General features: G+C 69.2%; 17 protein-coding genes. 4 read left to right on the forward strand and 13 right to left on the reverse strand.

Features of this window, described 5'->3' with window-relative positions; all coding sequences use genetic code 11:
- Window positions 1-9 precede the first annotated feature (9 nt).
- The 8 genes from Y958_RS15855 to Y958_RS15890 all read right to left on the reverse strand — a co-directional run bounded on the left by Y958_RS15855 (window position 10) and on the right by Y958_RS15890 (window position 10,538).
- Window positions 10-777 (reverse strand): alpha/beta fold hydrolase, encoded by a 768-nt coding sequence (locus Y958_RS15855; protein ID WP_088873005.1) that lies wholly within the window; start codon window positions 775-777, stop codon window positions 10-12.
- Window positions 778-1,037: 260 nt separating this feature from the next.
- Window positions 1,038-4,142 carry an efflux RND transporter permease subunit gene (locus Y958_RS15860; RefSeq protein WP_088873006.1) on the reverse strand — a complete coding sequence of 1,035 codons (3,105 nt, stop codon included), beginning with the start codon at window positions 4,140-4,142 and terminating at the stop codon, window positions 1,038-1,040.
- Window positions 4,139-5,260, reverse strand: a complete 1,122-nt coding sequence (locus tag Y958_RS15865) for an efflux RND transporter periplasmic adaptor subunit (RefSeq protein ID WP_088873007.1) — start codon at window positions 5,258-5,260, stop codon at window positions 4,139-4,141. The genes Y958_RS15860 and Y958_RS15865 overlap by 4 nt, the downstream gene beginning before the upstream one ends.
- A 97-nt stretch (window positions 5,261-5,357) precedes the next feature.
- On the reverse strand, window positions 5,358-5,993 hold the full coding sequence (locus Y958_RS15870) for a TetR/AcrR family transcriptional regulator (protein WP_088873008.1): 636 nt from the start codon (window positions 5,991-5,993) through the stop codon (window positions 5,358-5,360).
- 133 nt (window positions 5,994-6,126) lie between these two features.
- The gene (locus Y958_RS15875) at window positions 6,127-7,035 is read right to left on the reverse strand and encodes an alpha/beta fold hydrolase (RefSeq protein WP_088873009.1); all 909 of its coding nucleotides are present in this window, start codon (window positions 7,033-7,035) and stop codon (window positions 6,127-6,129) included.
- Between the two features lie 60 nt (window positions 7,036-7,095).
- Complete coding sequence (locus tag Y958_RS15880) at window positions 7,096-8,655, reverse strand: cation:proton antiporter (protein WP_211098669.1); 1,560 nt, start codon at window positions 8,653-8,655, stop codon at window positions 7,096-7,098.
- Between the two features lie 40 nt (window positions 8,656-8,695).
- Complete coding sequence (locus Y958_RS15885; RefSeq protein ID WP_211098670.1) at window positions 8,696-9,358, reverse strand: helix-turn-helix domain-containing protein; 663 nt, start codon at window positions 9,356-9,358, stop codon at window positions 8,696-8,698.
- A 19-nt stretch (window positions 9,359-9,377) separates the two neighbouring features.
- Window positions 9,378-10,538, reverse strand: a complete 1,161-nt coding sequence (locus tag Y958_RS15890) for an NAD(P)/FAD-dependent oxidoreductase (RefSeq protein ID WP_088873012.1) — start codon at window positions 10,536-10,538, stop codon at window positions 9,378-9,380.
- A 203-nt stretch (window positions 10,539-10,741) separates the two neighbouring features.
- Here Y958_RS15890 and Y958_RS15895 point away from each other — a divergent pair, with 203 nt between their 5' ends.
- The 4 genes from Y958_RS15895 (at window position 10,742) to Y958_RS15910 (ending at window position 15,738) form a co-directional block, all read left to right on the forward strand.
- A complete protein-coding gene (locus tag Y958_RS15895) occupies window positions 10,742-12,442 on the forward strand; it encodes a serine hydrolase domain-containing protein (RefSeq protein ID WP_145727580.1) in 1,701 nt (566 codons plus the stop codon).
- The gene (locus tag Y958_RS15900) at window positions 12,442-13,935 is read left to right on the forward strand and encodes a M81 family metallopeptidase (RefSeq protein ID WP_088873014.1); all 1,494 of its coding nucleotides are present in this window, start codon (window positions 12,442-12,444) and stop codon (window positions 13,933-13,935) included. The genes Y958_RS15895 and Y958_RS15900 overlap by 1 nt, the downstream gene beginning before the upstream one ends.
- The gene (locus tag Y958_RS15905; RefSeq protein ID WP_088873015.1) at window positions 13,932-15,221 is read left to right on the forward strand and encodes an MFS transporter; all 1,290 of its coding nucleotides are present in this window, start codon (window positions 13,932-13,934) and stop codon (window positions 15,219-15,221) included. The genes Y958_RS15900 and Y958_RS15905 overlap by 4 nt, the downstream gene beginning before the upstream one ends.
- A gap of 133 nt (window positions 15,222-15,354) precedes the next feature.
- Window positions 15,355-15,738 carry a VOC family protein gene (locus tag Y958_RS15910; protein WP_004273726.1) on the forward strand — a complete coding sequence of 128 codons (384 nt, stop codon included), beginning with the start codon at window positions 15,355-15,357 and terminating at the stop codon, window positions 15,736-15,738.
- Between the two features lie 101 nt (window positions 15,739-15,839).
- On the opposite strand, the gene pyk is transcribed toward Y958_RS15910, so the two are convergent.
- From pyk to Y958_RS15935, 5 genes are all read right to left on the reverse strand, one after another.
- The gene (gene pyk / locus Y958_RS15915) at window positions 15,840-17,258 is read right to left on the reverse strand and encodes a pyruvate kinase (protein WP_088873016.1); all 1,419 of its coding nucleotides are present in this window, start codon (window positions 17,256-17,258) and stop codon (window positions 15,840-15,842) included.
- Window positions 17,259-17,464: 206 nt separating this feature from the next.
- Window positions 17,465-18,262, reverse strand: coding sequence for an enoyl-ACP reductase FabI (gene fabI / locus Y958_RS15920; protein ID WP_040843601.1), 798 nt, complete (start codon window positions 18,260-18,262; stop codon window positions 17,465-17,467).
- Window positions 18,262-19,491, reverse strand: a complete 1,230-nt coding sequence (locus Y958_RS15925; RefSeq protein WP_186291427.1) for an acetate/propionate family kinase — start codon at window positions 19,489-19,491, stop codon at window positions 18,262-18,264. Before Y958_RS15925 ends, fabI begins: the two co-directional genes overlap by 1 nt.
- A 4-nt stretch (window positions 19,492-19,495) precedes the next feature.
- Window positions 19,496-20,479: a phosphate acetyltransferase gene (locus tag Y958_RS15930; protein WP_088873017.1), complete on the reverse strand. Its 984-nt coding sequence runs from the start codon at window positions 20,477-20,479 to the stop codon at window positions 19,496-19,498.
- Between the two features lie 32 nt (window positions 20,480-20,511).
- Window positions 20,512-22,734 carry a DUF3141 domain-containing protein gene (locus Y958_RS15935; protein ID WP_088873018.1) on the reverse strand — a complete coding sequence of 741 codons (2,223 nt, stop codon included), beginning with the start codon at window positions 22,732-22,734 and terminating at the stop codon, window positions 20,512-20,514.
- Window positions 22,735-22,785 lie beyond the last annotated feature (51 nt).

Genomic DNA, 22,785 nt, shown 5'->3' on the forward strand with positions numbered 1-22,785 from the left:
GGTTTTTTGTCAGCCAGCCTGGCTGTCGAGGAAGTTTTCGATCATCTGGGCGAACCGGGGTGGGCACTCCTGCATGGGGTAATGGCCGCAGTTGGGCATCACCATCAGGGTCGCGTTGGGATGCCAGGCGAGGAAGGTGCGTTCCATCATCGCGGCGTCAAGGCCGGGGTCCCTGTCCCCGACGACGACTAGAAAGGGTGTGGACAGCCCGCGCACTTCATCCACGAAATGGGTCGTCCGCATCATGCGCAGATAGTGCGGACGGCACTGAGGCGCCACGCGGTCCCGGTTCTGGCGCAGCTTCACCTCCGCCCACTGGTCCGACAGGCCCGTCACGTATTTGACCAGGCGGCGGAAGGCGTCGTCGTCCTCGCAGGTGCGGGCGAAGAAGGCTGCGGCCTCGTCCGGTAAGGGGCTGCCGGCAGCGGAGAGCGGGCAGACCGCGATGGCGCTTTTGACGCGGGATGGGGCGTCGGCCGCCAGCCGCTGGGTCGCCATCCCGGTCATGGAATGACCCATGATGTGAAAGTGTTGCCAGCCGAGATGGTCGGCCAGGGCCAGGCAGTCGGCGGCGACTTCATCAATGGTGCAGGCGCCTCTCAGGTGCAGGGACCGGCCGTAGCCGCGCAAATCGGCGAAGGCGTAGGTGTAACGCTTTTCGTCCAGATAGGGCCGCATGGGCGCGTAGCTGCTGGCGTCGCCCAGCCAGTCATGCAGGACCAGCACGGGTTCCGGCCCCGTGCCGTGCAGCGTGACGCCCAGGATGTCTGTGGTCATTTCGAATTCCTTTTCAAGGCTGCGGGAAAGCCAAAAAGGAAACGCCCTCCCGGCGGACCGGAAGGGCGTTCGAAACTAGGGCAAGTCCTATCACATGCCGGCGGGAAGTCAATTCACACCAGTGGCATTTGATCGGGGCCACCCAAATGCCGTTCCCAATCGCCGGTCGCCAGCATCCGCTGGCTTGGGCTTCCTGGAAACCTGCGGCGGACACGGTCGCGTCCTACAACGGCCCGAGTCCTTGTCTCATGCCGTTGAAATCACTCCGCCGGCACCGCCCTGGGATAGTGCGGCACTTCCTGGGCCGCCGCCGCCCCGTCCGCCTTCACACGGAACCACAGGGCGTAGAGGGCGGGCAGGAAGATCAGGATCAGCACCGTCCCCACGGCCGTGCCGCCGATCAGCACATAGGCCATGGACCCCCAGAACACCGACTGGGTGAGCGGGATGAAGGCCAGCACGGCGGCCAGGGCCGTCAGGATGACGGGCCGCGCCCGCTGCACCGTGGCCTCGATCACCGCGTGGTAGGGCGACAGCCCTTCCTCCTGGTTGGTGTGGATCTGGCCGATCAGGATCAGGGTGTTGCGCATCAGGATGCCCGACAGGCCGATCAAGCCTAAGATGGCGTTGAAGCCGAAGGGCTGGTGGAAGATCAGCAGGACGGGCACCGCCCCCACCAGGCCCAGGGGGCCCGTCAGGAACACCATGGCCATGGCCGACAGCGACCGGGTCTGCAGCACCAGCACCAGCAGGATCAGGGCCGCCATGATGGGGAACATGGGCGCCAGCGCGGCATTGGCCTTGCCCGCTTCTTCCACATTGCCGCCCATCTCGATGTGATAGCCGGCCGGCAGCTTGGCGATGACGGGGGCCAGAGCCTTCTCGATGGCCATGGACACCTGGGGCGGCTGCAGGGCTTCGTCGATGTCGGCCTGCACGGTGATGGTCGGCACGCGATCGCGGCGGCGCAGGATGGGCTCCTCCGCCCGCACTTCCACATGGCCGATCTGGCTCAAGGGCACCAGGCGCCCGTCGGCGCTGGTCAGGGTCATGTCGCCCAGGCGGGCGGGGTCCAGGCGGTCGGGGCCGGCGCTGCGCGCCGTCACCTGCACCACGCGGATATCCTCGCGCACCTGGGTTACCGGGGCGCCGGTCAGCAGGAACTGCAGCTGCTGGGCGGCGTCGTTGGGGTTCAGGCCGATCAGGCGCAGGCGGTCCTGGTCCAGCACGAAGTGCAGGGTGGGCGCCCGCTCGCCCCAATCCTGGTTCACCAGGCGGGTGTCGGGATTGGCCCGCATGATGGCCTGCACCTCGTCCGCGATGCCGCGCAGTACCGCCACATCGGGCCCGCTGACGCGGAACATGACGGGGAAGCGCGAGGGCGGGCCGAACACCAGCTGTGAGACGCGCACCCGGGCCTCCGGTGCCAATCCGTCGGCGATGGCCTGGCGCAGGTTGTCCTTCAGCCGGTCGCGCGCCTTGTCGTCCGGGGTCAGGACGATCATCTTGGCGAAGGACGGATCGGGCAGTTCGGGGTTGTAGGACAGGAAGAAGCGGGGCGCCCCCTGGCCGACATAGGTGGAGACGATCTTCGCCTCCGGCTGCCGGCGCAGCCAGTCCTCCACCTTCTTGGCGGCGGCGCTGGTGGCCTCGATGCTGGTGCCCTCGGGCATCTGCACCTCCGCCATGATCTCCGGCCGGTCGGAGGTGGGGAAGAACTGCTGCTTGACGAAGCCCATGCCGAAGCCGGCCAGCAGGAAGGTGCCGACCACGGCCAGGGCCACCCGGCCACGGTGGTCCACCGCCCAGGTGATCAGACGGCGCAGGCGCTGATAGCGCGGGGTGGCGTAAATCGCGGCGTGCCCGCCGGGGATGGGCCGGATGTTGGGCAGCAGCTGTACGCCCAGGTAGGGCGTGAACACCACCGCCACCACCCATGAGGTGATCAGGGCGAAGCCCACGATCCAGAAGATGTTGCCGGCATACTCGCCCGCTGTGGACTTGGCGAAGCCCACGGGCGTGAAGCCGATGATGGTGACCAGGGTGCCGGACAGCATGGGGGCGGCCGTGTGGCTCCAGGCGTAGGCGGCGGCCTTGATACGGTCGTAGCCTTCCTCCAGCTTCACCACCATGATCTCGATGGCGATGATGGCGTCGTCCACCAGCAGGCCCAGCGAGATGATCAGGGCGCCTAGCGTGATGCGGTCGAAGGCGCGGCCGGTGATCTGCATGATGACGAAGACGGCGGCCAGGGTCAGCGGCACGGCGGCGGCCACGACGATGCCGACGCGCCAGCCCAGGCTGGCCAGGCTGACGAACATCACCACGGCCAGGGCCACGAAGAACTTCAGCATGAACTCACCCACCGCCTCGTGGATGTTCACCGCCTGGTCGCTGACCTTACTCAGCGTCAGGCCCACCGGCAGTTCGGCGGCGATCTTCTTTTCTTCAGCATCCAGGGCCTTGCCCAGTTCCAGACCGTTCCAGCCGTCCTGCATGACCACGCCCAGGGCCAGGGCCGGGTCGCCGTCGTGGCGGATCAGGTAGGTGGGCGGGTCTTCATAGCCGCGCTTGACCTCGGCCACGTCCGACAGCTTGAAGGTGCGGCCGCCGGCGACGATGGGGGTGTTGCGGATCTTCTCCAGGTCATCGTAGGCGCCATCCAGGCGGATGAAGACCTGGGGGCCGTCGGTGTCGATGGACCCGGCCGGCGTCACCGTGTTCTGACGGGCCAGGGCGTCGAAGATGTCACGGGCGCCGATGCCCAGGGTGGCCAGGCGGGCGTAGGTGAAATCGACGAAGATGCGCTCGGGCCGTTCGCCCAGGATGTCGATCTTCTTCACGCCGGGCACGTGCAGCAGGCGCTGGCGCAGGGTTTCCGCCTCGCGCGTCAGCTGGCGGGCGGGCATGCCCGGCGCCTTGACCGCATAGACGGCGAAGTCGGTGTCGGAGTACTCGTCGTTCACGAAGGGGCCCAGGGCGCCGGCCGGTAGAATGCGGGCCTCGTCCCCCAGTTTCTTGCGCGCCTGGTAGAATTGTTCCGGCACGGCCGATGGTGGTGTCTTGTCCTGCAAGGACAGGGTCATCAGCACCATGCCCGGCCGGGTGAAGGTCTCCACCTTGTCGTACCAGCGCAGTTCCTGCAGGCGCTTCTCCAGGGGCTCCGCCACCAGGTCCTGCATCTCCTGCGCCGTGGCGCCGGGCCAGACGGCGCTGACGGTCAGCACCTTGATGGTGAAGGCGGGGTCCTCGGCGCGGCCCAGCTTGAGGAAGGCGAGGACGCCGGACAGAGTGATGGCGATCAGCAGGAACAGGGTGATGGCGCGTTCGCGGACCGCCAGGGCCGACAGGTTGAAGCCGCTCATTTCAGCACCGCCTGGGCGGGGGCCGCGTTCTGCGCCACACGCACCTTTTCGCCTTCGTGCAGGAAGTGGCCGCCCAAGGCCACCACCCGCTCACCCGCCTTCACGCCGCCCAGCAGGGTGGCCTCCTCGGCGCCCAGCTGGCCCACCGTCACCGGGCGGAAGGCGATGGTCGCCTTATCGCCACTCGCTTCGGGCGTCAGCACCCAGACGCCGGGGCCCTTGCCCTCGTCGTTCAGGGCGCCCAGGGGAACGGAGACGGGTGGGGTGTCGTCGCCGGTCTGGGACAGGCGCACCGTCACCGTGGCGCCCAGGGGGGCCTGGGCGGCGGCGCCATCCAGGACGTAGCGCGCCTCATAGGTGCGGGTCTGGGTGTCGGCGGCATCCGACAGCTGGCGCAAGGTGGCGGGGGCGCGTACGGCGCTGCCGTACAGGGTGGCGGTGGCGTGGGACCCCACGGCCGGCCGCACCGTTTCCGGCAGGTTCACCGCCGCCTCGCGCGGCCCGGCATGGGCCAGGCGCACCACGATCTGGCCGGCGGCGACCACCTGGCCCGGTTCGGCCAACGTGTCCATGACGGTGCCGTCGGCGTCCGCCACCAGGGTGGTGTAGGCGCTGTCGTCCTGCGCCACCCGCAGCTGGGCCAGCGCCGCGTCCAGCTGAGCCTGTGCGCCGTCGGCCGCGGCCTTCTTCTGGTCGTAGGCGGAGGGGGAGACGGCGCCGTTGCCCACCAGGGCGCGATAGCGCGCCTCATCCGCCCGGGCCTGGGTCAGCGTGGCCTTGATCATGGCCACCTGGCCCTGCTGGGTTGTGATGGCGTGGGCGTAGTCGGTGTTGTCCATGCGCATCAGCGGCTGGCCGGCCTTCACGGTCTGGCCGGGGTCCACCAGGCGCTGGGTGACCTTGCCGGCCACGCGGAAGCCCAGGCCGCTCTGCACCTTGGCGGTGACGACGCCGACATAGGCGCGCTCGTCGCGCGCCGCCGGCTGGGCCGTGGCCACGCGCACCAGGCGTTCGGCCGTGCGCGGGTCGGGGGCAGGCTTGTCACAGGCGGAAAGCGAGGTGCCGGCCAGGGCCAGAACGGCCAGGGTCAGCAGGCGGGAAGATACGGGGTGCCGCATGGCGAAGCTCCATCCCTGAAGGAGCCCCGACCATACAGACAGGTGACGATCTCGTCAATCCGTCACTCATAATGCTTTATACGTTACTTATCACATGTCAGGGACGTAAGCTGCGCAGCACCAGTCCACCGACCGCCGCCGTGGCGGCATCCAGCATGTCCAGCTTCTCTTCCAGCATCAGGGGATGGGCGAAGGGCCATAGCGTCTCCTCGATCGCCAGGCACACCTCGTCCAGCGGGGTCTCGCGCTCGAACTCCCCCGCCTCGCGCCCGGCGACGACCAGCGCGCGCACCATGTCCCGCAGCTCTTCCTCGTACGTCGTGCCGGCGTGCCAGTTCTCGGTGACGGCGGTGACGACGATGTCGTGGAGCCGGCGTTCCTCGAAAAACAGGTCGGCACCGGCCCGTGCCAGGGTGGGATAGACGCGGCGCAGGCGTTCCCCCGCCGAGAGCGGCTCCGCCATGATGGCGCGCAGCTGGGTGGTGATCTCGCCCAGGCAGCGGGCGCAGATGGCCTCACCGATGGCCTGCTTGCTGCTGAAGAACTTGTAGATGTAGGCGGTGGACAGGCCGATGGCCTTGGCCAGATCCGCCACCGTGGTCTTGTGATAACCGTAATGGCGGAAATGCTGGTCGGCGGCCTCGACGATCTGGGCGCGGCGTTCGTGGTCGAGAGGGCCGCGCTGTCCGGCGGAGGCCGGGCTCGCAGGGGTGGGACGCGCTGCGGTGGTCATGGGCGTGCGACCTTCAAATGATGAGATCCGGGCGGATCGGTCCGTCGCCCCTTATGTATGTGATAAATGACACATTGACAATATCGTCACTCATAGAGTGCGCTGAATAGCCACGCGCATCCGGTCGAAACGGTCAGGCGAAGAAGTCCAGGAAGGCGGCCAGCACCTCGTCCGGCCGTTCCTCCTGCAGGGTGTGGCCGCAGTCCAGCGCCCGGCCGCGCACATCGTCGGCTTTCTCCCGCCAGGTGCCCAGCACGTCGTACAGCTGGCCCACCGTGCCATGCGCCCCCCACAGGGCCAGCAGCGGCGCCGTCACCCGCCGGTGGGCATCGGCCGCGTCGTGCGCCAGGTCGATGGTGGCGGCGGCGCGATAGTCCTCGCAGATGGCGTGGCGGGTGGCGGGGTCCTGATAGCAGCGCAGATACTCGGCGAAGGCCGCCGGCTCGGTGGCGCCGGCGATCTTGTTCTGCCGGTCGATGTGGCTGCGCAGGAAGAATTCCGGGTCTGCGGCGATCAGCCGTTCCGGCAAGGGCGCCGGCTGGATCAGGAAGAACCACCAGAAATACCGGGTGGCGAATTCCTGGTTGGTCAGGGCGTACATGGTGGCGGTGGGCGCCACGTCCAGAAGGGCCAGGCGGCTGACGGCGTCCGCATGGTCCAGCGCCATGCGGTGCGCCACCCGTCCGCCCCGGTCATGGCCGGCCACGGCGAAGCGGCCATGCCCCAGCGCCTGCATCAGCAGCACCAGGTCCAAGGCCATGGCGCGCTTTGAATAGGAGCTGTGGTCTGCGTCGCTTTCCGGCTTTGCGCTGTCGCCATAGCCGCGCAGGTCGGCCGCCACCACGGTGAAACGCCGGGCCAGGGCCGGGGCGATCTTGCGCCAGGTGACATGGGTTTGCGGATGGCCGTGCAGCAGCAGCAGGGGCGGGCCGTCACCGCCGATAGCCGCCCGCAGGGTGACGCCGGTGCCGACGGTGACATCGGCCAGGCGGAAGCCGGCCAGGAAGGGGCTGGGGCCCCGCTCAAGGAGGGTCGCGTTCATGCCGCCAGCATGCCCCCAGCCGGTTGCCGGCGGTGATGCAAGCTTTGCATAAGCCAATGCTCAGCTCTCGGCCAGCTCCAGCTCATCAGGCAAGGCCGCCGCCAGCTCGGCCCAGTCCAGTTCCTGCTCCAGGGTGTGGAATACATCGTCGTCGATCCGCCCGCCGCGGCGCAGGTCGGCCAGGGCGCGGCGCTTGGCGGCGATGGTCTCGCGGCGCAGCTGGGCGGTTTCGCTGGCTTCGCGCGGGTGCCGGCCGCTGGATATGGCGGCGCGGTCGCGCTCATAGATTTCGCGCATCAGGCGCGCGCCGTCGCCGTCCTTGTCCTCCAGGCTGGCCAGGGCGGCGTCCAGCAGGGCGCCGCGGGCGAACGTCAGATCCTGGCTCAGGCTGTCGTCCGTCGGAAAGCGCAGCAGGCGGATCAGCGGCCCCAGGGTCAGGCCCTGCGCCACCAGGGTGCCCAGCACCACGGCCAGGGCGCACAGCACGATCAGGTCGCGCTCGGGGAATCCCTCCGGCAGGGCCAGCGCCGTCGCCAGCGTCACCAGCCCGCGCATGCCGCACCAGGACACGACCAGCCCCTGGGCCAGGCTGGGCGGTTGGTCGTACCAGCCCCAGCGGGCGATCAGGTTGACCAGGCGGTTGTACAGCATGACCCAGGCCAGCCGCACGCCCACCACCACCGCCAGCACCGTGCCTGCGAATTCCAGGGCGCGGTCCAACTGCCCGTCGCCCAGGTGGCTCAGGATGCTGCGCGCCTGCAGGCCGGTCAGTAGGAAGGCCAGGACGTTCAGCAGGAAAACCACCGTGCCCCACACGGCGTAGGTGTTGACGCGGTCGCGGGCCCGCTGGCGATAGGGCACGTGGTGGGCCAGGGTCATGGCGTTGGCCACCACGGCCAGGATGGCGGACAGGTGCAGCCGGTCGGCGATGACCCAGACGGTGAAGGTGCCGGCGAAGCTGGCGATGGTCCCGCCCAGCGTGCCTTCCAGCGGCCGCGACAGCACGATGTAGGCGCGCGCCGTCAGGTACCCCAGCAGCAGGCCGCCGGGCACGGCCAGCGCCACCTCCGGCGCCAGCTTCTCCAGGCTGCCGTCCTGCGCCCAACCCACCGCCGTGGCGAAGATCAGCAGGGCCACGGCGTCGTTCAGCAGGCTTTCGCCCTTCAGCACCGTGACGGTGCGACGGGGCAGGCTGAAGCGGCCCAGCATGGTGCTGGCCGCCGCCGCGTCCGGCGGGGCGACGATGGCGCCCAGGGCCACGGCCGCCACCAGGGGCATGCCCGCCAGGGCCACGCCGGCCCAGGCGACGGCGGCTGTGGTCATCACCACGGCCAGGCCGGCCAGCGCCACCAGTGGAATCCACAAGGGCCGCAGGGATCGCGGCGGCAGATCATAGGCGGCGTCCAGCAGGGTGGGGGCGATGAACAGGGTCAACGCCAGGCGCGGGTCCATGCTGATCTGGGGCGACCAGGGCAGGGCCGCCACCAGCCCGCCGGCCAGGGCCAGCAGGGCGGGGTAGGGCACGGCCAGGCGACGCGACACCTGCAACAGCAGAATGGCGACCACCACCAGCGTCAACATGCTTTCAAACAGCGCCACGTTGGTCCCTGCCTTCCCCAAGCCGGGGCAACCTAGCATTTCGCCGGCGTAAGGGCAGCCGTCAGGCGGGGCGTTCGGCGGATTCTTCCGCCAGGGTGATCAGGTCACCCTGCAGATTGCCGTCGTCGCTGGAACAGACGCCCAGCACCAGGGCGCGCTCGCAATCCTTGGCCAGGTAGGCATGGCCCATCATGCTGTCGATATAGATGCCCTGGCCCTGGCGCAGGGTGACGGGGGCGTAGAATTCCAGGTGCACCTCGATGGTGCCCTCGACCACATAGATGAACTCCTCCCCCTGGTGGCGGACGAGGTCGCCAAACTCCGCCAGGGTGTGGGCCAGCACCTGGGTCAGGATGGGCACCATGCGTTTCCGCCGCAGGTCGGTGCAGAGGTATTCATAGTCGTAGGCGCCGGTGTGGATGCGCACGGAGTTGCTGTCGCCGGTCAGGCTGCGCCGGCCGGTGACGACGGGCGGGCTATCCTTGGCGGTGGCGCCGGGGCCTCGGTCCTGGGCCAGGAATTCGGCCATGCTCAGGCCCAGCCGGCCGGTGAATTGCTCCAGCTTGTCGTAGCTCAGCGACAGCTTGTCGCCTTCCACCTTGGCCAAGGTGGACAAGGGGATGCCCACCTTGTCGCTCATCTGCTTCAGGGTCCAGCCGTTGCGTTGGCGCAGCGCGCCGATCAACTGGCCCAAGGTGGCGTTCTTCTTCATCCTGTTGCCCATGGGGGACGTGATCCGCCCTTTATTCCAGCGGTTTGTCCGGCGCGCAAGCGGCGCCGGTCAGGCGGTGGGGCAACACGTTGGCCAGCACCAGCCCTTCGGCCAGGATGTCGTCCGGCACCGCCCGATCCAGCACCAGGCTGGCGGCCAGGCGCGCCAGGGCGGGCGCCATCTGGATGCCGTAACCGCCCTGGCCGGCGCACCAATAGAGGCCGGGCACGGCGGCATCCGGGCCTACCACCGGTTGGCGGTCGGGCGCGAAGGTGCGCAAGCCCGCCCAGCTGTGGGTGACGCGGCGCACCGGCAGGTCCAGCGCCTGCTGCACCCGGTCGACGGCGATGGCCACGTCCATCTCATCCGGCTGGGCGTCGCAGGGCTCGCTGGGGCTTTCGTCCGCCGGGGACAGCAGCAGCTTGCCGGCGTCGGGCTTCACGTAGAACTGCTCATCGGTGTCGAACACGCCGGGCCAGCGGTCGGTGTCGTGGCCCGGCGGCGGGTCGACCAACAGGGCGGTGCGCTTCAGCGGCGTCAGGCCCAGGGGGGCGGCGCCGAAGGCCCGGCCCACCCGTTCCGCCCAGGCACCGGCGGCGTTCACCACCTTGGGGGCCGCCACCTCGCGCCCACCCACGCGCAGCACCCACAGGTCGTCCTCCCGGCGGGGATGGTCGGCCGGTGCGTCGGTCAGCAGGGTGGCGCCCCGGCGTTTGGCCAGGCGCAGATAGCCCTGGTGCAGGGCGTCGACATCGATGTCCATGGCGCTGCCCGTTTGCGCCAGGGCGGCCATGGCCACGTACTCCGGCCGCAGCAGCGGCACCTGGGCGATGGCATCGGCCACGGGTATCGTCCGCACGCTGTCGCCAATCTCCGCCAGGAAGTCGGCCAGGCGGGGCGCCTGCGCCGCCGTGGCGACGTACACCAGGCCGCGCGGCGACAGCAACGGATGGTCGGCGAAGCCCTCGGGCGGCGTATCGAAAAAGGCCCGGCTGGCCCGGGTCAGGGCCCGCACGTCCGGCCCGCCATAAGCGGCGGCGTAGAGGGCGGCCGACCGCCCGGTGGCATGCACGCCCGGCCGCGCCTCCGCCTCCAGCACCAGCACCCGCGCATGGGGGCTCAGCTCCGCCGCCAGGGCGGCCCCGCCCATGCCGGCACCGATGACGATGACGTCATACCTCTCCAATTCCATCTCCCAGCCGGCGATATTCTCTGATTAGAGAAAAGATTTGGCACGTGGGCATTCGGCTGTCCAGCCGCAATCTCGCGACCGGACGGCGATGTTTCAAGCCAGGCCCATAAATGAAACACCATAAATACATTATATAACAATGTGTTATATAATAACATCCACTCCCTGCTCACAAGAGGTTCTCAATATGGAGAAACAATCTCTTGACAGGAAACACGACCGTCGCGAACTATCCCGTCAACGGCGGGAGGGTGGTGATGGGCAAGGAAACGGGCGACGGCGCGGGCTGGGCCCCGGCCGTGACGAAAGGGTCGAAGGCGGCGGTGGATGGGGCCGCCCTGGACGCGGTCTTCGCGGCCCTGGACACGACCCATCTGCCGGGTGTGGCGGTGGGGGTGGCGCTGGATGGCGTGCCGCTTTATCGCAAGGGCTTCGGCCTGGCCAGCCTGGAGCTGCCGGTCACCCTGTCGCCCACCATCCGCATGCGCATCGGCTCCACCACCAAGCATTTCGGCGCCCTGGCCTACATGCTGCTGGTCGAGGCGGGGTTGGCCGGGCTGGACGACCCCGTGGCCAGGCATGTGCCAGAGATGGCGCGGGCGGCGGCCGGTGTCACCATGCGCCAGCTTATGACCCACGTCAGCGGCCTGCGCTGCAGCCTGGAACTGGCACTGCAACTCAGCGGCCCCGGCCACCCTCTGTCCACTGCCGACTGCATGCGGCTGATGGCCGATGATGACGACGTGAATTTCCCGGCGGGGGAGGAGTGGTGCTACAACAACGGCGGCTACGTCCTGCTGTCCCTGGCGATCGAGCGGCTGTCGGGGATGAGGCTGGGCGACTTCTTCCGCGACCGCCTGTTCCGCCCCCTGGGCATGAACGACACCCTGCTGCGCCTGGTCGACACCGACTATGTGCCCAACAGCGCGTCCCTGCACATGGTGGACGGCAAGGGCGGCTATTACCGCCAGCCCATCGGGGCGGAGATCGCGGCCGAGGGCGGCATCGTCTCCACCGTCGATGACATGCTGCGCTGGCTGGCTCACCTGCGCGCCGCCCTGGCTGGCCGGCCGACGGTGGGCAGCGCCGAGACCTGGCGCCGCATGGTGGAGCCGGCGGTGCTGGCCAACGGCTATGTCACCGGCTATGGGCTGGGCCTGATGGACACGCCCTATCGCGGGGTGCGCACGGTGCATCACGCCGGCGGGGTCATGGGCGGGTCCAGTCAGATGATCACCCTGCCCGACCATGGGCTGGACATCATCGTCATGGCCAACCGCGCCGGTCTGGACCCCATCGATCTGGCCGCCCGCGTTATCGACGCCTGCGTGCCGACCCTGGGCCCGAAGCTGGAGCCCCATGAGGGGGTCATCCCCACCGGCACCTATTACTGCCCGCACAACGGCGGCACCTTCGGCCTGGCGCGGCACGAGGGCAAGGCCATCATCAGCATGGGCGGCATGGGCCTTTCCTTGGTGCGGACGCCGGATGGCCTGCTGCGCCCCAACGTCGTCGTCTTCCACATGGGCCTGGATGTGCCGGAAACGGCAGCGCCGCCCAAAACCTTGCGCGGTGTGGAGTTCGGGGTGGAGCGGGAACTGGTGCTGCTGGAACCGGACCCCGCGGCCGATCTGCGCTCCCTGGCCGGCCGCTACGTCGCCGCCGCCTCCGGCACGACGGCGGTGGTGGAGCCTGATGGCGATGGCCGGACGGGACGCCTGGTCCTCACCGGCCGCCATGGCACCCTGCGCCACCGCCTGGCGAACCTGGCGCCCGGCCTGTGGGACGCCAAGCCCCTGGATCTGCCCGTGCCCATCGTCGGCGGCCTGATCGCCTTCGACAGCCAGGGCTTTACCTTCAACAGCGGCCGCACCCGCCGACTGCGCTTCCGCAAGGTGTCCTGATGCGTACCGATCCTCTCACGGTTTTCGTCGCCGGCCTGGTGCATGAGACCAACAGCTTCTCCCCCCTACCCACGTCCATGCGGTCCTTCACCAACGACCTGCGGCACCTGGGGGGCGATCCCGCCACCCTGGCGCGGGCGCGGGTGCTGCCGGCCTATGGCGACTTGTTCACGGTGGCGGAAAGGCACGGCGACCGGGTGATCGACGGCCCGACCGCGGGGGCCCAGCCCTCCGGTCCTGCGCCGCGGGGCGTCTATGAGGGCCTGCGCGACGCCCTGCTGGCCGACCTGAAGACGGCCATGGCGGCGGGGCGGGTGGACATGGTGGTGCTGACCTTGCACGGCGCCATGGTGGCGCAGGACTATCCCGACTGCGAAGGCGACCTGCTGACTCATGTGCGGGCCCTGGTCGGCCCGGACATGCCGGTGGGCGTGACCCTTGATCTGCACGGCAACGCCACCCGGGCCATGGTGGACAGCGGCGCCGTCATCATCGCCTGCAAGGAATATCCCCACATCGATTTCCTGGCCCGCATGGAGGAGCTGTACACCATCCTCGCAGCCATGGCGCGCGGTGGCCCGAAGGCCCGGACCCATATCCGCAAGGTGCCGGTCATGGGCCTGTTCGGCACGACGGAGCAACCCATGCGGGGCTTCGTCGACCGGTTGGCGGGCTATGAGGGGCGGGACGGCGTGCTGTCCGTCTCGATGATGCACGGCTTCATCTGGTCCGACACCGAACATACCGGCGCCGCCGTCCTGGCGGTATCGGACGGCAGCGACCTCGCCGCCGTCGATCGCGTGCTGGCCGCCATCGCCGCCGACTTCCAGGCCATCGTCACGGCGGCCCCCCTGCAGGAGCGCCTGCCCTTGGACCAGGCGGTGGACAAGGCCGTGAGCCTCATGGGGTCCGGCAAGCCGGTGGTCCTGGCCGACAGTTCCGACAATCCCGGCGGCGGGGCGGCCTGCGACAGCACCTTCGTCCTGCGCGCGCTACTGGACCGGGGCGTCCAGAACGTGGCGCTGGGCATGATCTGGGACCCGCAGGCGGCCTTGATCGCGGCCGATGCCGGCGTGGGCGCTAAACTGCCCTTGCGCATCGGTGGCAAGGTCGGGCCCTTGTCCGGTGACCCGGTGGATCTGGAGGTCACGGTGACGGCGGTGCGCGACGACATCCGCCAGCGCGGCCTGGCCACGGACGGCGACGACCCCATCGGCCTGGCCGTGGCCCTGCGCGCCGGCACTTGGGACATCGTGCTGAACAGCACGCGGCAACAGACCTTCTCCCCCGGCTGTTTCACCGAATTGGGCATCGATCTCTCGGCCAAGGCCCTGGTGGTGGTGAAGTCCACCCAGCATTTCCGCGCCACCTTCGACGCCATCTCGTCCGCCACCGTCTATTGCGACGCGCCGGGGTCCTTGAACATGAACCTGGGCGCGCTGCCCTACCGCCATCTGCGCCGGCCCATCTGGCCCTTGGACCCGGTGTCGTGACCGACGCGGCGGTGCCTATGCCGGCGGTCTCCGGGGGGCGCCTCCGCGCCCTGACGGTCCTGGCGCTGGCCATGCTGGCGGGGATGGTGGCCCGCACGCTGCTGTCGCCGGTGCAGGAACTGGCCAAGGCCGACATGGGCCTGTCCGACAACCAGATGGGCCTGATCCAGGGCATGGCGCTGGCGCTGCCTGTGGCGGTGCTGGCGGTGCCCATCGGCCGCCTGGTGGACCGCACCCGGCGGGTGACCCTGCTGCTGGCCCTGTCCGCGCTATGGATTTCGGGCACGGTCCTGTCGGGCCTGGCCTGGGATTTCGCCAGCCTGTTCGTGGGCCGCATGCTGGTGGGGCTGGGGGCCGCCGGCGCCGTCCCGGCCATCCTGTCGCTGACCGCTGACCTGTCCACGCCGGAACGGCGGGGCCGGGCCGTCATGGTCATGGTGATCGGCCAGGCGGCAGGCATGGCCGCGGCCTTCGCCGGGGGCGGGGCCCTGGTGGGGTCGCTGGCGCCGGCGGCGGGGCTGCCCTTGGGATTGACCGCCTGGCGGGCCACGATGCTGCTGGTGGCGCTGATGATGCTGGCACCCACGGCCTTGCTGGTCTGGCAGGCGGAGCCGGCGCGGCAGGAAGGGACGGCCGACGCGCGGCCGGAGGTATCGCCCCGGCTGGGGCCCGCCCTGGCCGAGCTATGGCGCCTGCGCCGCCTGGTGGCGCCCCTGATGGCCGGCATGATCACCGTCAACATGGGTGACGCCGCCGCCACCGTCTGGGCGGTGCCGGTGCTGACGCGATCCTTCGGCCTGCAACCGGCGGACTTCGGCGGCTGGATGGGCGTGCTGCTGGGGTTGTCGGGGGCGGGCGGCACCGTCCTGGGCGGCCTGGTCGCCGATTGGGGGCACAAGCGGAATGCCAAGGGCGGCATCCTGTGGGGCGCTTTGGGCGGTGCCGCGCTGTCGGTGCCGGCCGCCTTGTTCGCCCTGGCGCCCGGCGTGCCGCTGTTCGCCGTGCTGCTGGCGCTGCTGATGGTGGCGGGGGCCATCGTGGCCGTGGGCGTGGCCTCGGCCATCACCCTGCTGGTGCCCAACCATCTGCGCGGCCTGTGCCTGGGCCTCATGAGCGCGCTGGGGGTCTTCATCAGCCTGGGCCTGGCGCCCAGCATCGTCAGCCTGCTGGCGCAGGCGTTTGGGGGCGAGGAACACCTGCCCCTGGCCCTGGCGCTGGAGGGGGTGGTGGCCAGCCTGGTGGGGGTGCTGACCTTCCGGCGGGCCCTGCGCGCGGCTCGTTCTTAAGGACAAGGGACAATAAACCCTTGAATTGATTTTCAAGGGAAAAAGTCAATCCTCATATGGCAGCATTGTTGAGTCTTCCCGCCTGTCTATAGTCATCCCACCCATTCCATGAAGAATTGAGGGGAGGAAGACTATGGCGATCTACACCCACGTTTCTGTCGGCACCAACGACCTGGCCAAGGCCAGGGTCTTCTATGACAGCGTGCTGGGCAAGCTGGGCCTGAAACGGGTGGCCGACCTGGGCGACAACGGTTCCATCTGGGGTGAGGACAAGCCGTCCTTCTTCGTGCTGAAGCCGGCCAACGGCCAGCCCGCCACCGTCGGCAACGGCGTCACGGTGAGTTTCGAGGCGCCGAATCGTGCCGCCGTCGACGCCTTCCATGCCGAAGCCCTGGCTCAGGGCGGCGTGTGCGAGGGCAAGCCGGGCCCGCGCGGCTGGGCCCCCAACGCCTACGCGTCCTATGCCCGCGACCTGGACGGCAACAAGCTGGCCGCCTATTGCTTCAAGCCCGAGTAACCGTCTTCCCGCGCACATGAAAACGGCGCCGCAGCGATGCGGCGCCGTTTGTCTTCGGACCATGCGCGCAGACCCGAGCGCGCCCGGGCCCCAGGGAGCCCTTACCCCCCGATCTGCAGCATGCGCAGGTTGTTGGTGGTGCCGGCCTGGGCGAAGGGGATGCCGGCCACGACGATGATCTGGTCGTGCAGCTTGGCGAACTCCGCACTCTGCGACATGGCGGAGGCCACCTCCACCATCTGCTCGTAGGAGTGGATGTCCTCCGACAGGGCGCTGTGCGTGCCCCACAGCAGGCACAGGCGGCGCGACACGTCCTGGTCGGCGGTGATCGCCAGGATGGCCACTTCCGGACGCTTGCGGGCGATACGGGCGGCGGTGGTGCCGCTGGAGGTGAAGGCGACGATGACCGGCGCGCGCACGGCCTCCGCCAGGTCGGCGGCGGCGGCGGCCACGGCATGCGGCGGCGTCTGCTCTTCCGCCGGTTCCGACGCACGGATGAGGGAGTGGTAGAGCTTGTGCCGCTCGGTCGTGGCGATGATACGGTCCATCATGGACACCGCTTCCAGCGGATAGGAGCCGCTGGCCGACTCCGCCGACAGCATGACGGCGTCGGCGCCGTCATAGATGGCGGTGGCGACGTCCGACGCCTCGGCGCGGGTGGGGGTGGGGGCGGCCACCATGCTGTCCAGCATCTGGGTGGCGACGATGACCGGCTTCACCGCCAGGCGGCAGGCGCGCACCAGTTCCTTCTGGCGGCCGGGCACCTCCTCCTGCGGGATTTCCACACCCAGGTCGCCACGGGCCACCATGATGGCGTCCGACAGGCGGATGATGTCGTCGATCTGGTCCAGGGCCTGCGGCTTCTCGATCTTGGCCATCAGGCCGGCGCGGTCGCCGATCAGGCCGCGCGCCTCAATCATGTCGCTGGGCTTCTGCACGAAGGACAGGGCCACCCAGTCCACGCCCAGGTTAAGACCGAATTCCAGGTCGGCGCGGTCCTTGGCGGTCAGCGGCGACAGGTTCAGCAGGGTGCCGGGCAGGTTGACGCCCTTGCGGTTGGAAATGATGCCGCCGAAGATGACCTCGGCCGTCATGGCGTCGTCACCCAGGCTGGTCACTTTGACGCGCACGCGGCCGTCATCGATCAGCAGGTGGTGGCCCGGCAGGACGGCGGCGAAAATCTCAGGGTGCGGCAGGGGGATGGCGTCGCGGTCGCCGTCCTGTCCCTTCAGCACGAAGCGGATGGTGTCGCCCTTGGCCACCGTGATCTTGCCGTCCTTGATGGTGCCGACGCGGATCTTGGGGCCTTGCAGGTCCTGCAGGATGCCGATGGGCCGGCCCACTTCCTTTTCCAGCGCCCGGATGTGGGCGTGGACCTTGGCATGGTCCTCATGGGTGCCATGGCTGAAGTTCAGGCGGAAGGTGTCGACGCCCGCCAGGAACAGCGCCTTCAGCATCTCGGGCGAGTTGCTGGCGGGTCCGACGGTGGCGACGATCTTGGCACGGCGGTGGCGACGCATTGTTGTTTTCGGCCCTGGCGGGCCGCCCCAGAAGTGAAGGCCGGTTGGAAACGGTGCCCGGGCGCATTGTCGGCATGGCCAACGGTTGCCCGGTCCGGTTGGCGGCGATGGTAACCGCTTCGCCCGCCGACAACAACATGGGGATATGCGAAATTCCGGTTAAGGGCGGTAATTTTACTACATGACAGGTGGGTGCCCCGGGCCGGTCATGCCACGATGTTGGCACCCCCATCGATATAAAGGGTGCTGCCGGTCAGGCGTCGGGCGAAGGGGCTGGCCAGGTAGGCGCAGGTGTAGCCGACATCCATGATATCGACCAATTCCCCAACCGGCGCGCGGCTTATGGCGTCATTCAGCAGACGGTCGAAATCCTTCAGACCGGATGCCGCGCGGGTCATCAGGGGGCCGGGCGACAGGGCGTGCACGCGGATGTGCTGTGGTCCCAGCTCATGCGCCAGATAGCGGCACGACGCCTCCAGCGCCGCCTTGACGGGTCCCATGACGTTGTAATTGGGCACCACGCGGTCGGCACCCAGATAGCTCATGGCGAACATGGCGCCGCCGTCGGCCATCAGGGGGGCCGCCAGCTTGGCCATGCGGATGAAGGAATGGCAGGAGATGTCCATGGCGCGGGCGAAGCCCTCGGCCGAGCAGTCCAGCAGGCCGCCCTTCAGATCCTCCTTGGGCGCGTAGGCGATGGAGTGGACCAGGATGTCCAGCCCGCCCCAGGTCTCGCGCACCGCGTCGAACACCGCCTCCAGCTGTCCCGGCGCCGTCACGTCCAGCGGCAGGAACAGGCGGGCACCCAGTTCCCGCGCCAGGGGCTCCACATGCGGCTTGGCCTTGTCGTTCAGGTAGGTCAGGGCCAGGTCCGCGCCCACCTCGTGGAAGGCCTTGGCGCAGCCATAGGCGATGGACTGGTCGTTGGCGATGCCTACCACCAGGGCGCGCTTGCCGGCCAGGATGCGGTGGGGGGTGGGCAGATTGGATGTCTCGGTGCTCATCAGGTCGCTCCCGTCAGCAGGCGCCGCGTGTGGCGGGCGATCATCTGTTCCTCATCCGTGGGCACGATCCAGGCGGCCACGCGGCTGCTGGGCGCGCTGATCCGGGTGGCGCCGTCCTCGGGCCGGGCATCCTCGGGCCGGGCGTTGGCCGCCCCGTCCAGCTCCACCCCCAGCCAGGCGGCGTGGTGGCAGACCGCCTCGCGCACGCCGGCGCTGTGTTCCCCGATGCCGGCGGTGAAGACCAGGGCGTCCAGCCCGCCCAGCGCCGCCGCCAGCGAGCCGATCTCCCGCCCGATGCGATAGGTGAACAGGTCCACCGCCAGCTTGGCCCGGGGCTCGGGCGAGGTTTCCAGGGTGCGCATGTCGCTGGAAATGCCGGAAACGCCCAGCAGGCCGGACCGCTGGTAGAGCAATTTCTCCAGGTCGCGCGGCCCCATATGCATCTCATCCATGAGGTACAGCAGCACGCCGGGGTCCAGGGTGCCGCACCGTGTCCCCATGGGCAGCCCTTCCACCGCCGTGAAGCCCATGGTGCTGGCCACGCTGCGGCCGCCGTCCATGGCGCACAGGCTGGCGCCGTTGCCCAGGTGGGCGACGATGACCTTGGCGCCGTCCAGGCCCAGCTCACCCAGGTGGGAGGCGATGTACTCGTAGGACAGGCCGTGGAAGCCATAGCGGCGCACGCCCCGGTCGGTGATCTCCGCCGGCAGGGCGAAGGCTTGGGCCAGGGGCGGCTGGGTGGCGTGGAAGGCGGTGTCGAAGCAGCCCACCTGGAACAGGCCGGGCGTGCTGGCCAGGATGCTGCGCGCCGGTGCCAGGTTGTGCCGTTGGTGCAGGGGCGCCAGGGGCACGAAGGTGGCCAGCCGGTCCAGCACGGCGGCGTCCAGTGCCGCCGGGGCGGTGAAGTCGCCGCCGCCGTGGACGATGCGATGGCCCACCGCCTCCACCTTATGGCCTTCCAGATGGGTGTTGATGAACCCCATCAGGAAGCGTGTGGCGGCGTCATGGTCGAAGGCGCCGGCCTCGGTACCGGTCCAGCGCCGTTCCCCCACCACGTCGCCGGCGGGGTGGCGGGCGATGAAGTGGGCGTTGTCGGTGCGCAGCCCCTCGATCTGGCCCTTCAGGAACAGTTCCAGCTGCCGGGTCTCATCCGCGAACAGCGAGAACTTGATGCTGGAGGAGCCGGCGTTGATGACGATGATGGCGTTGCTGATCTTTCTCCGGCGCATGGGCTTACCCCACCGCCTTGGCCGAGAGGGTGCGGCGGTGGCGGGCGATCAGGGCCGCCACGGCGCAGGAGGCCAGGCGCGCCGGCACGCTGTCGGCCCGGCTGGTCAGGATGATGGGAACGCGGGCGCCCAGCACGATGCCGGCGGCGTCCGCCCCGGCCAGGAAGGTCAGGCTCTTGGCCAGCATGTTCCCCGCCTCCAGGTCCGGCACCAGGATGACGTTGGCATGGCCGGCGACCGGGGAGGTCAAATGCTTGATGGTGGCGGCCTGGGGGCTGATGGCGTTGTCCAGCGCCAGGGGACCGTCCAGGATGGCGCCGGTGATCTGCCCGCGCTCCGCCATCTTGCACAGGGCGGCCGCCTCGATGGTGGAGGGGATCTTGGGGTTCACCGTCTCCACCGCCGACAGGATGGCGACGCGCACCTCGCCGAAGCCCAGGATCAGGGCCAGGTCGATGGCGTTCTGAACGATGTCCACCTTCTCCGCCAGCGTGGGCGCGATGTTGACGGCGGCGTCGGTGATGATCAGCGGATCGTCATGGCCGGGGATGTCCATGACGAAGCAGTGGCTGAGCCGCCGGGCGGTGCGCAGGCCGGTATCCGCCTTGACCACGGCGCCCATCAGCTCGTCCGTGTGCAGGCTGCCCTTCATCAGGGCCTCCGCCTTGCCCTCGCGCACCAGTTCCACCGCCCGCTGGGCGGAGGCGACGCTGTGCGGCGTATCAATGATGGGCAGGGTGCCGATGTCCAGGCCCGCCTGGTCCGCCACGGCGCGGATGCGCGCCTCCGGTCCCACCAGGATGGGGGCGATCAGGCCCAGGCGGGCGGCGTCCACCGCCCCCTCCAGCGCGCTCAGGTCGCAGGGGTGCGCCACCGCCGTGGGCGGCGGGCCGGCCTGGTGGGCGGCCGCGATCAGGCGCTGGTACTTTTTGTGCCGGGCGATGTCGGCCTGCACCGTGGGGGTGGTCGCGGCGGTCGGGCTGTCCATGGCGGTCTCCATAACGGGCGGGTCGAAAGCGGTCAGGCGGCGGTGCTGGCGCGTCCCCGCCTCGGTTTGGCGGGGGCGGGTTCCGTGGTAGCAGCTGGCGTGTCGGCGGATTGGAACAGGGCGATCACCTGGTCCAACCGCGCCGCCACGGCGGGGCTGGGCGGGTCGCCCGCCTCCACCAGGCGGCGCAGGGCCGTGGCGGCCGTGGCCCGGACCTCCGCGTCCGGCGGCAGCAGGGTGGGCAGGGCGGCCAGGGCCGCCGCCTCGTGCCGGTGCAGCAGGGCCGATTGCTTCCGCACCAGGGCCTTGAACTGGGCCAGGCTCAGCCGCTGGTCTGCCGGGGTCTGATGTCGCAGGGCCCGCAGCACGGTGAAGCGCCGTTCGTCGGCGCCGGGGTGCGTGTCCTCTTGGATGACATACAGCAGGGCGCGGGTGACGGCGGTCGCCAGCCCGTCGTGGCCGGTATCCGACGCCCCGGCCTCAGTAGCCGGCGGCGGGGTGTCCTCCGGCTGCCGCGTGGGCGTCTCCACACCGATAGCCGCTTGCAGCAAGGCGGAACCATAGACCGTCAGGAAAAAGGTTTCCGTGGCCCTGTCGCGCAGCTCGCGCCAGGTGTCCAGCGCATGGACGACGCTGTCCGACACGGCCTCCTGCACCTTCAGGAAGGGGTTGTCGGGGGCCACGGGCCGGCGGTAGGCGCGGGCCGTTTCCGCCAGGGCTGCGACGGGAAGCATCAGCGGGTTCTTGTCGGAGAACACCTCGAACCGCAGGCGGTTGGGGTGCAGGCGGCGCAGCAACTCCGCGCTCTCATCCGTCGCCAATTGCCGCACCACCGGGCGCAAGGTATGGGCATACAGGTCGCCGTTGAGGGCGGAGATTCGGGCCACGGTGGCGAACCGGCGGTCATCGCGCGCGTCGTTGCCGCCCAGCGCCCGGATGTCGTCCAGACCCCGCCGCTCGAACCGTGTCAGATAACGTCCCGACACCAGTTCGGCATGGGCTACGCCGGTCTTTTCCGTGAACACGGCCTGGTAAAGGCCCGGTGGCAGCATGTCGATCAGGTCCATGGTGCGGGCGAACTCGTCATGTTCCTTGGTCGCCACGGCGGCGGAGACGAAGATGCCCAGGTGGCCGATGCTGGGATGCAGAGAGTAGACGATGGTCTGGCCGCCGGCCTCCAGGTCCGCGTCGCTGTCATAGAGGTCCAAAATCCAGTCCAGCGCCTGCTGCGGCGGGGTGATGTCGTCCCCCCAGGAGCAGAAGACGATGATGGGCGACTTGATGGCTCGCAGGTCCACCGTGCTACCGTCCGACAGGGCGATGCCGCCGCGGGTCAGGCGGTTGCCCAGGAACAGCTCATCGGCGATGTACTGCATCTCCCCGGCATTCAGCAGGATGGGGCTGCCCCACCAGCGCTCGAACTCCAGAAAGCGCGGGCCTTCGGTGTCCACCTTGGAATAGACGGTGTAGTTCTTTTTCCACAGGGTGTTGGCGGGGTTCATGCTCTCGAAGTTGGCGATCAGCGCGGCGCCGTCGAAGATGCCGTTGCCCAAATCGCCGCTCAGCGTCGTCAGCCAGGTGCCACCCAGCAGGCCGCCCAGATAGCGCAGGGGATTCTTCTCATGCACCCCCGCCCAGTAGGAGAGGGGGGAGCCCGCCAGCACGATGGGGCCCGTCAGATCCGGCCGGGTCGCGGCCATCATCATGACCTGCCAGCCGGCCTGGCAGTTGCCGATCAGGGTGGGCTTGCCGTCCGCCTCCGGATGGAGCGCGGCCACCTTTTCCACGAAGGCGGCTTCCGCCCGGCAGACATCCTCCACCGTCTGGCCCGGCACCGGCTTGGGCAGGAAGCCGACGAAGTAACAGGGGTGCCGCTCGGCTATGGCCACGCCGATCTCGCTGTCATGCTTCATGCCGCCGATGCCGGGGCCGTGGCCGGCCCGGGGGTCGAAGACGACGAAGGGCCGCAGGCGCGGGTTGGCGGGCCGGTCGGCCGGGGGCAGGATGCGCACCAGGCAGTAATTTACCGGCCGGTCCAGCGTCCGCCCGTCCATGACCAGTTCGTAGGGGAAGCTCAGGACGTTGGGCCAGGCCTCGTCCATATGCTGGAAATGGTCGTTGCCGCGCTGGCGCAGTACATCCAGGAACAGCAGGGAGCGTTGGCCCGCGTCCACCCAATAGTCCATGGCCTGCTGGGCCAAGTGGGCCCAAGGCGCGGGATAAAGGGCCGGTTCCGTTCGCGTGGGGGTCGTCATGCTCGCCATTCGTGCCGTGTCCATGAAGTTCATCGTTCGGAGAGAATGCTG

Source organism: Nitrospirillum viridazoti CBAmc (assembly GCF_000730165.1).
GTDB classification, from domain to species: Bacteria; Pseudomonadota; Alphaproteobacteria; order Azospirillales; family Azospirillaceae; genus Nitrospirillum; species Nitrospirillum viridazoti.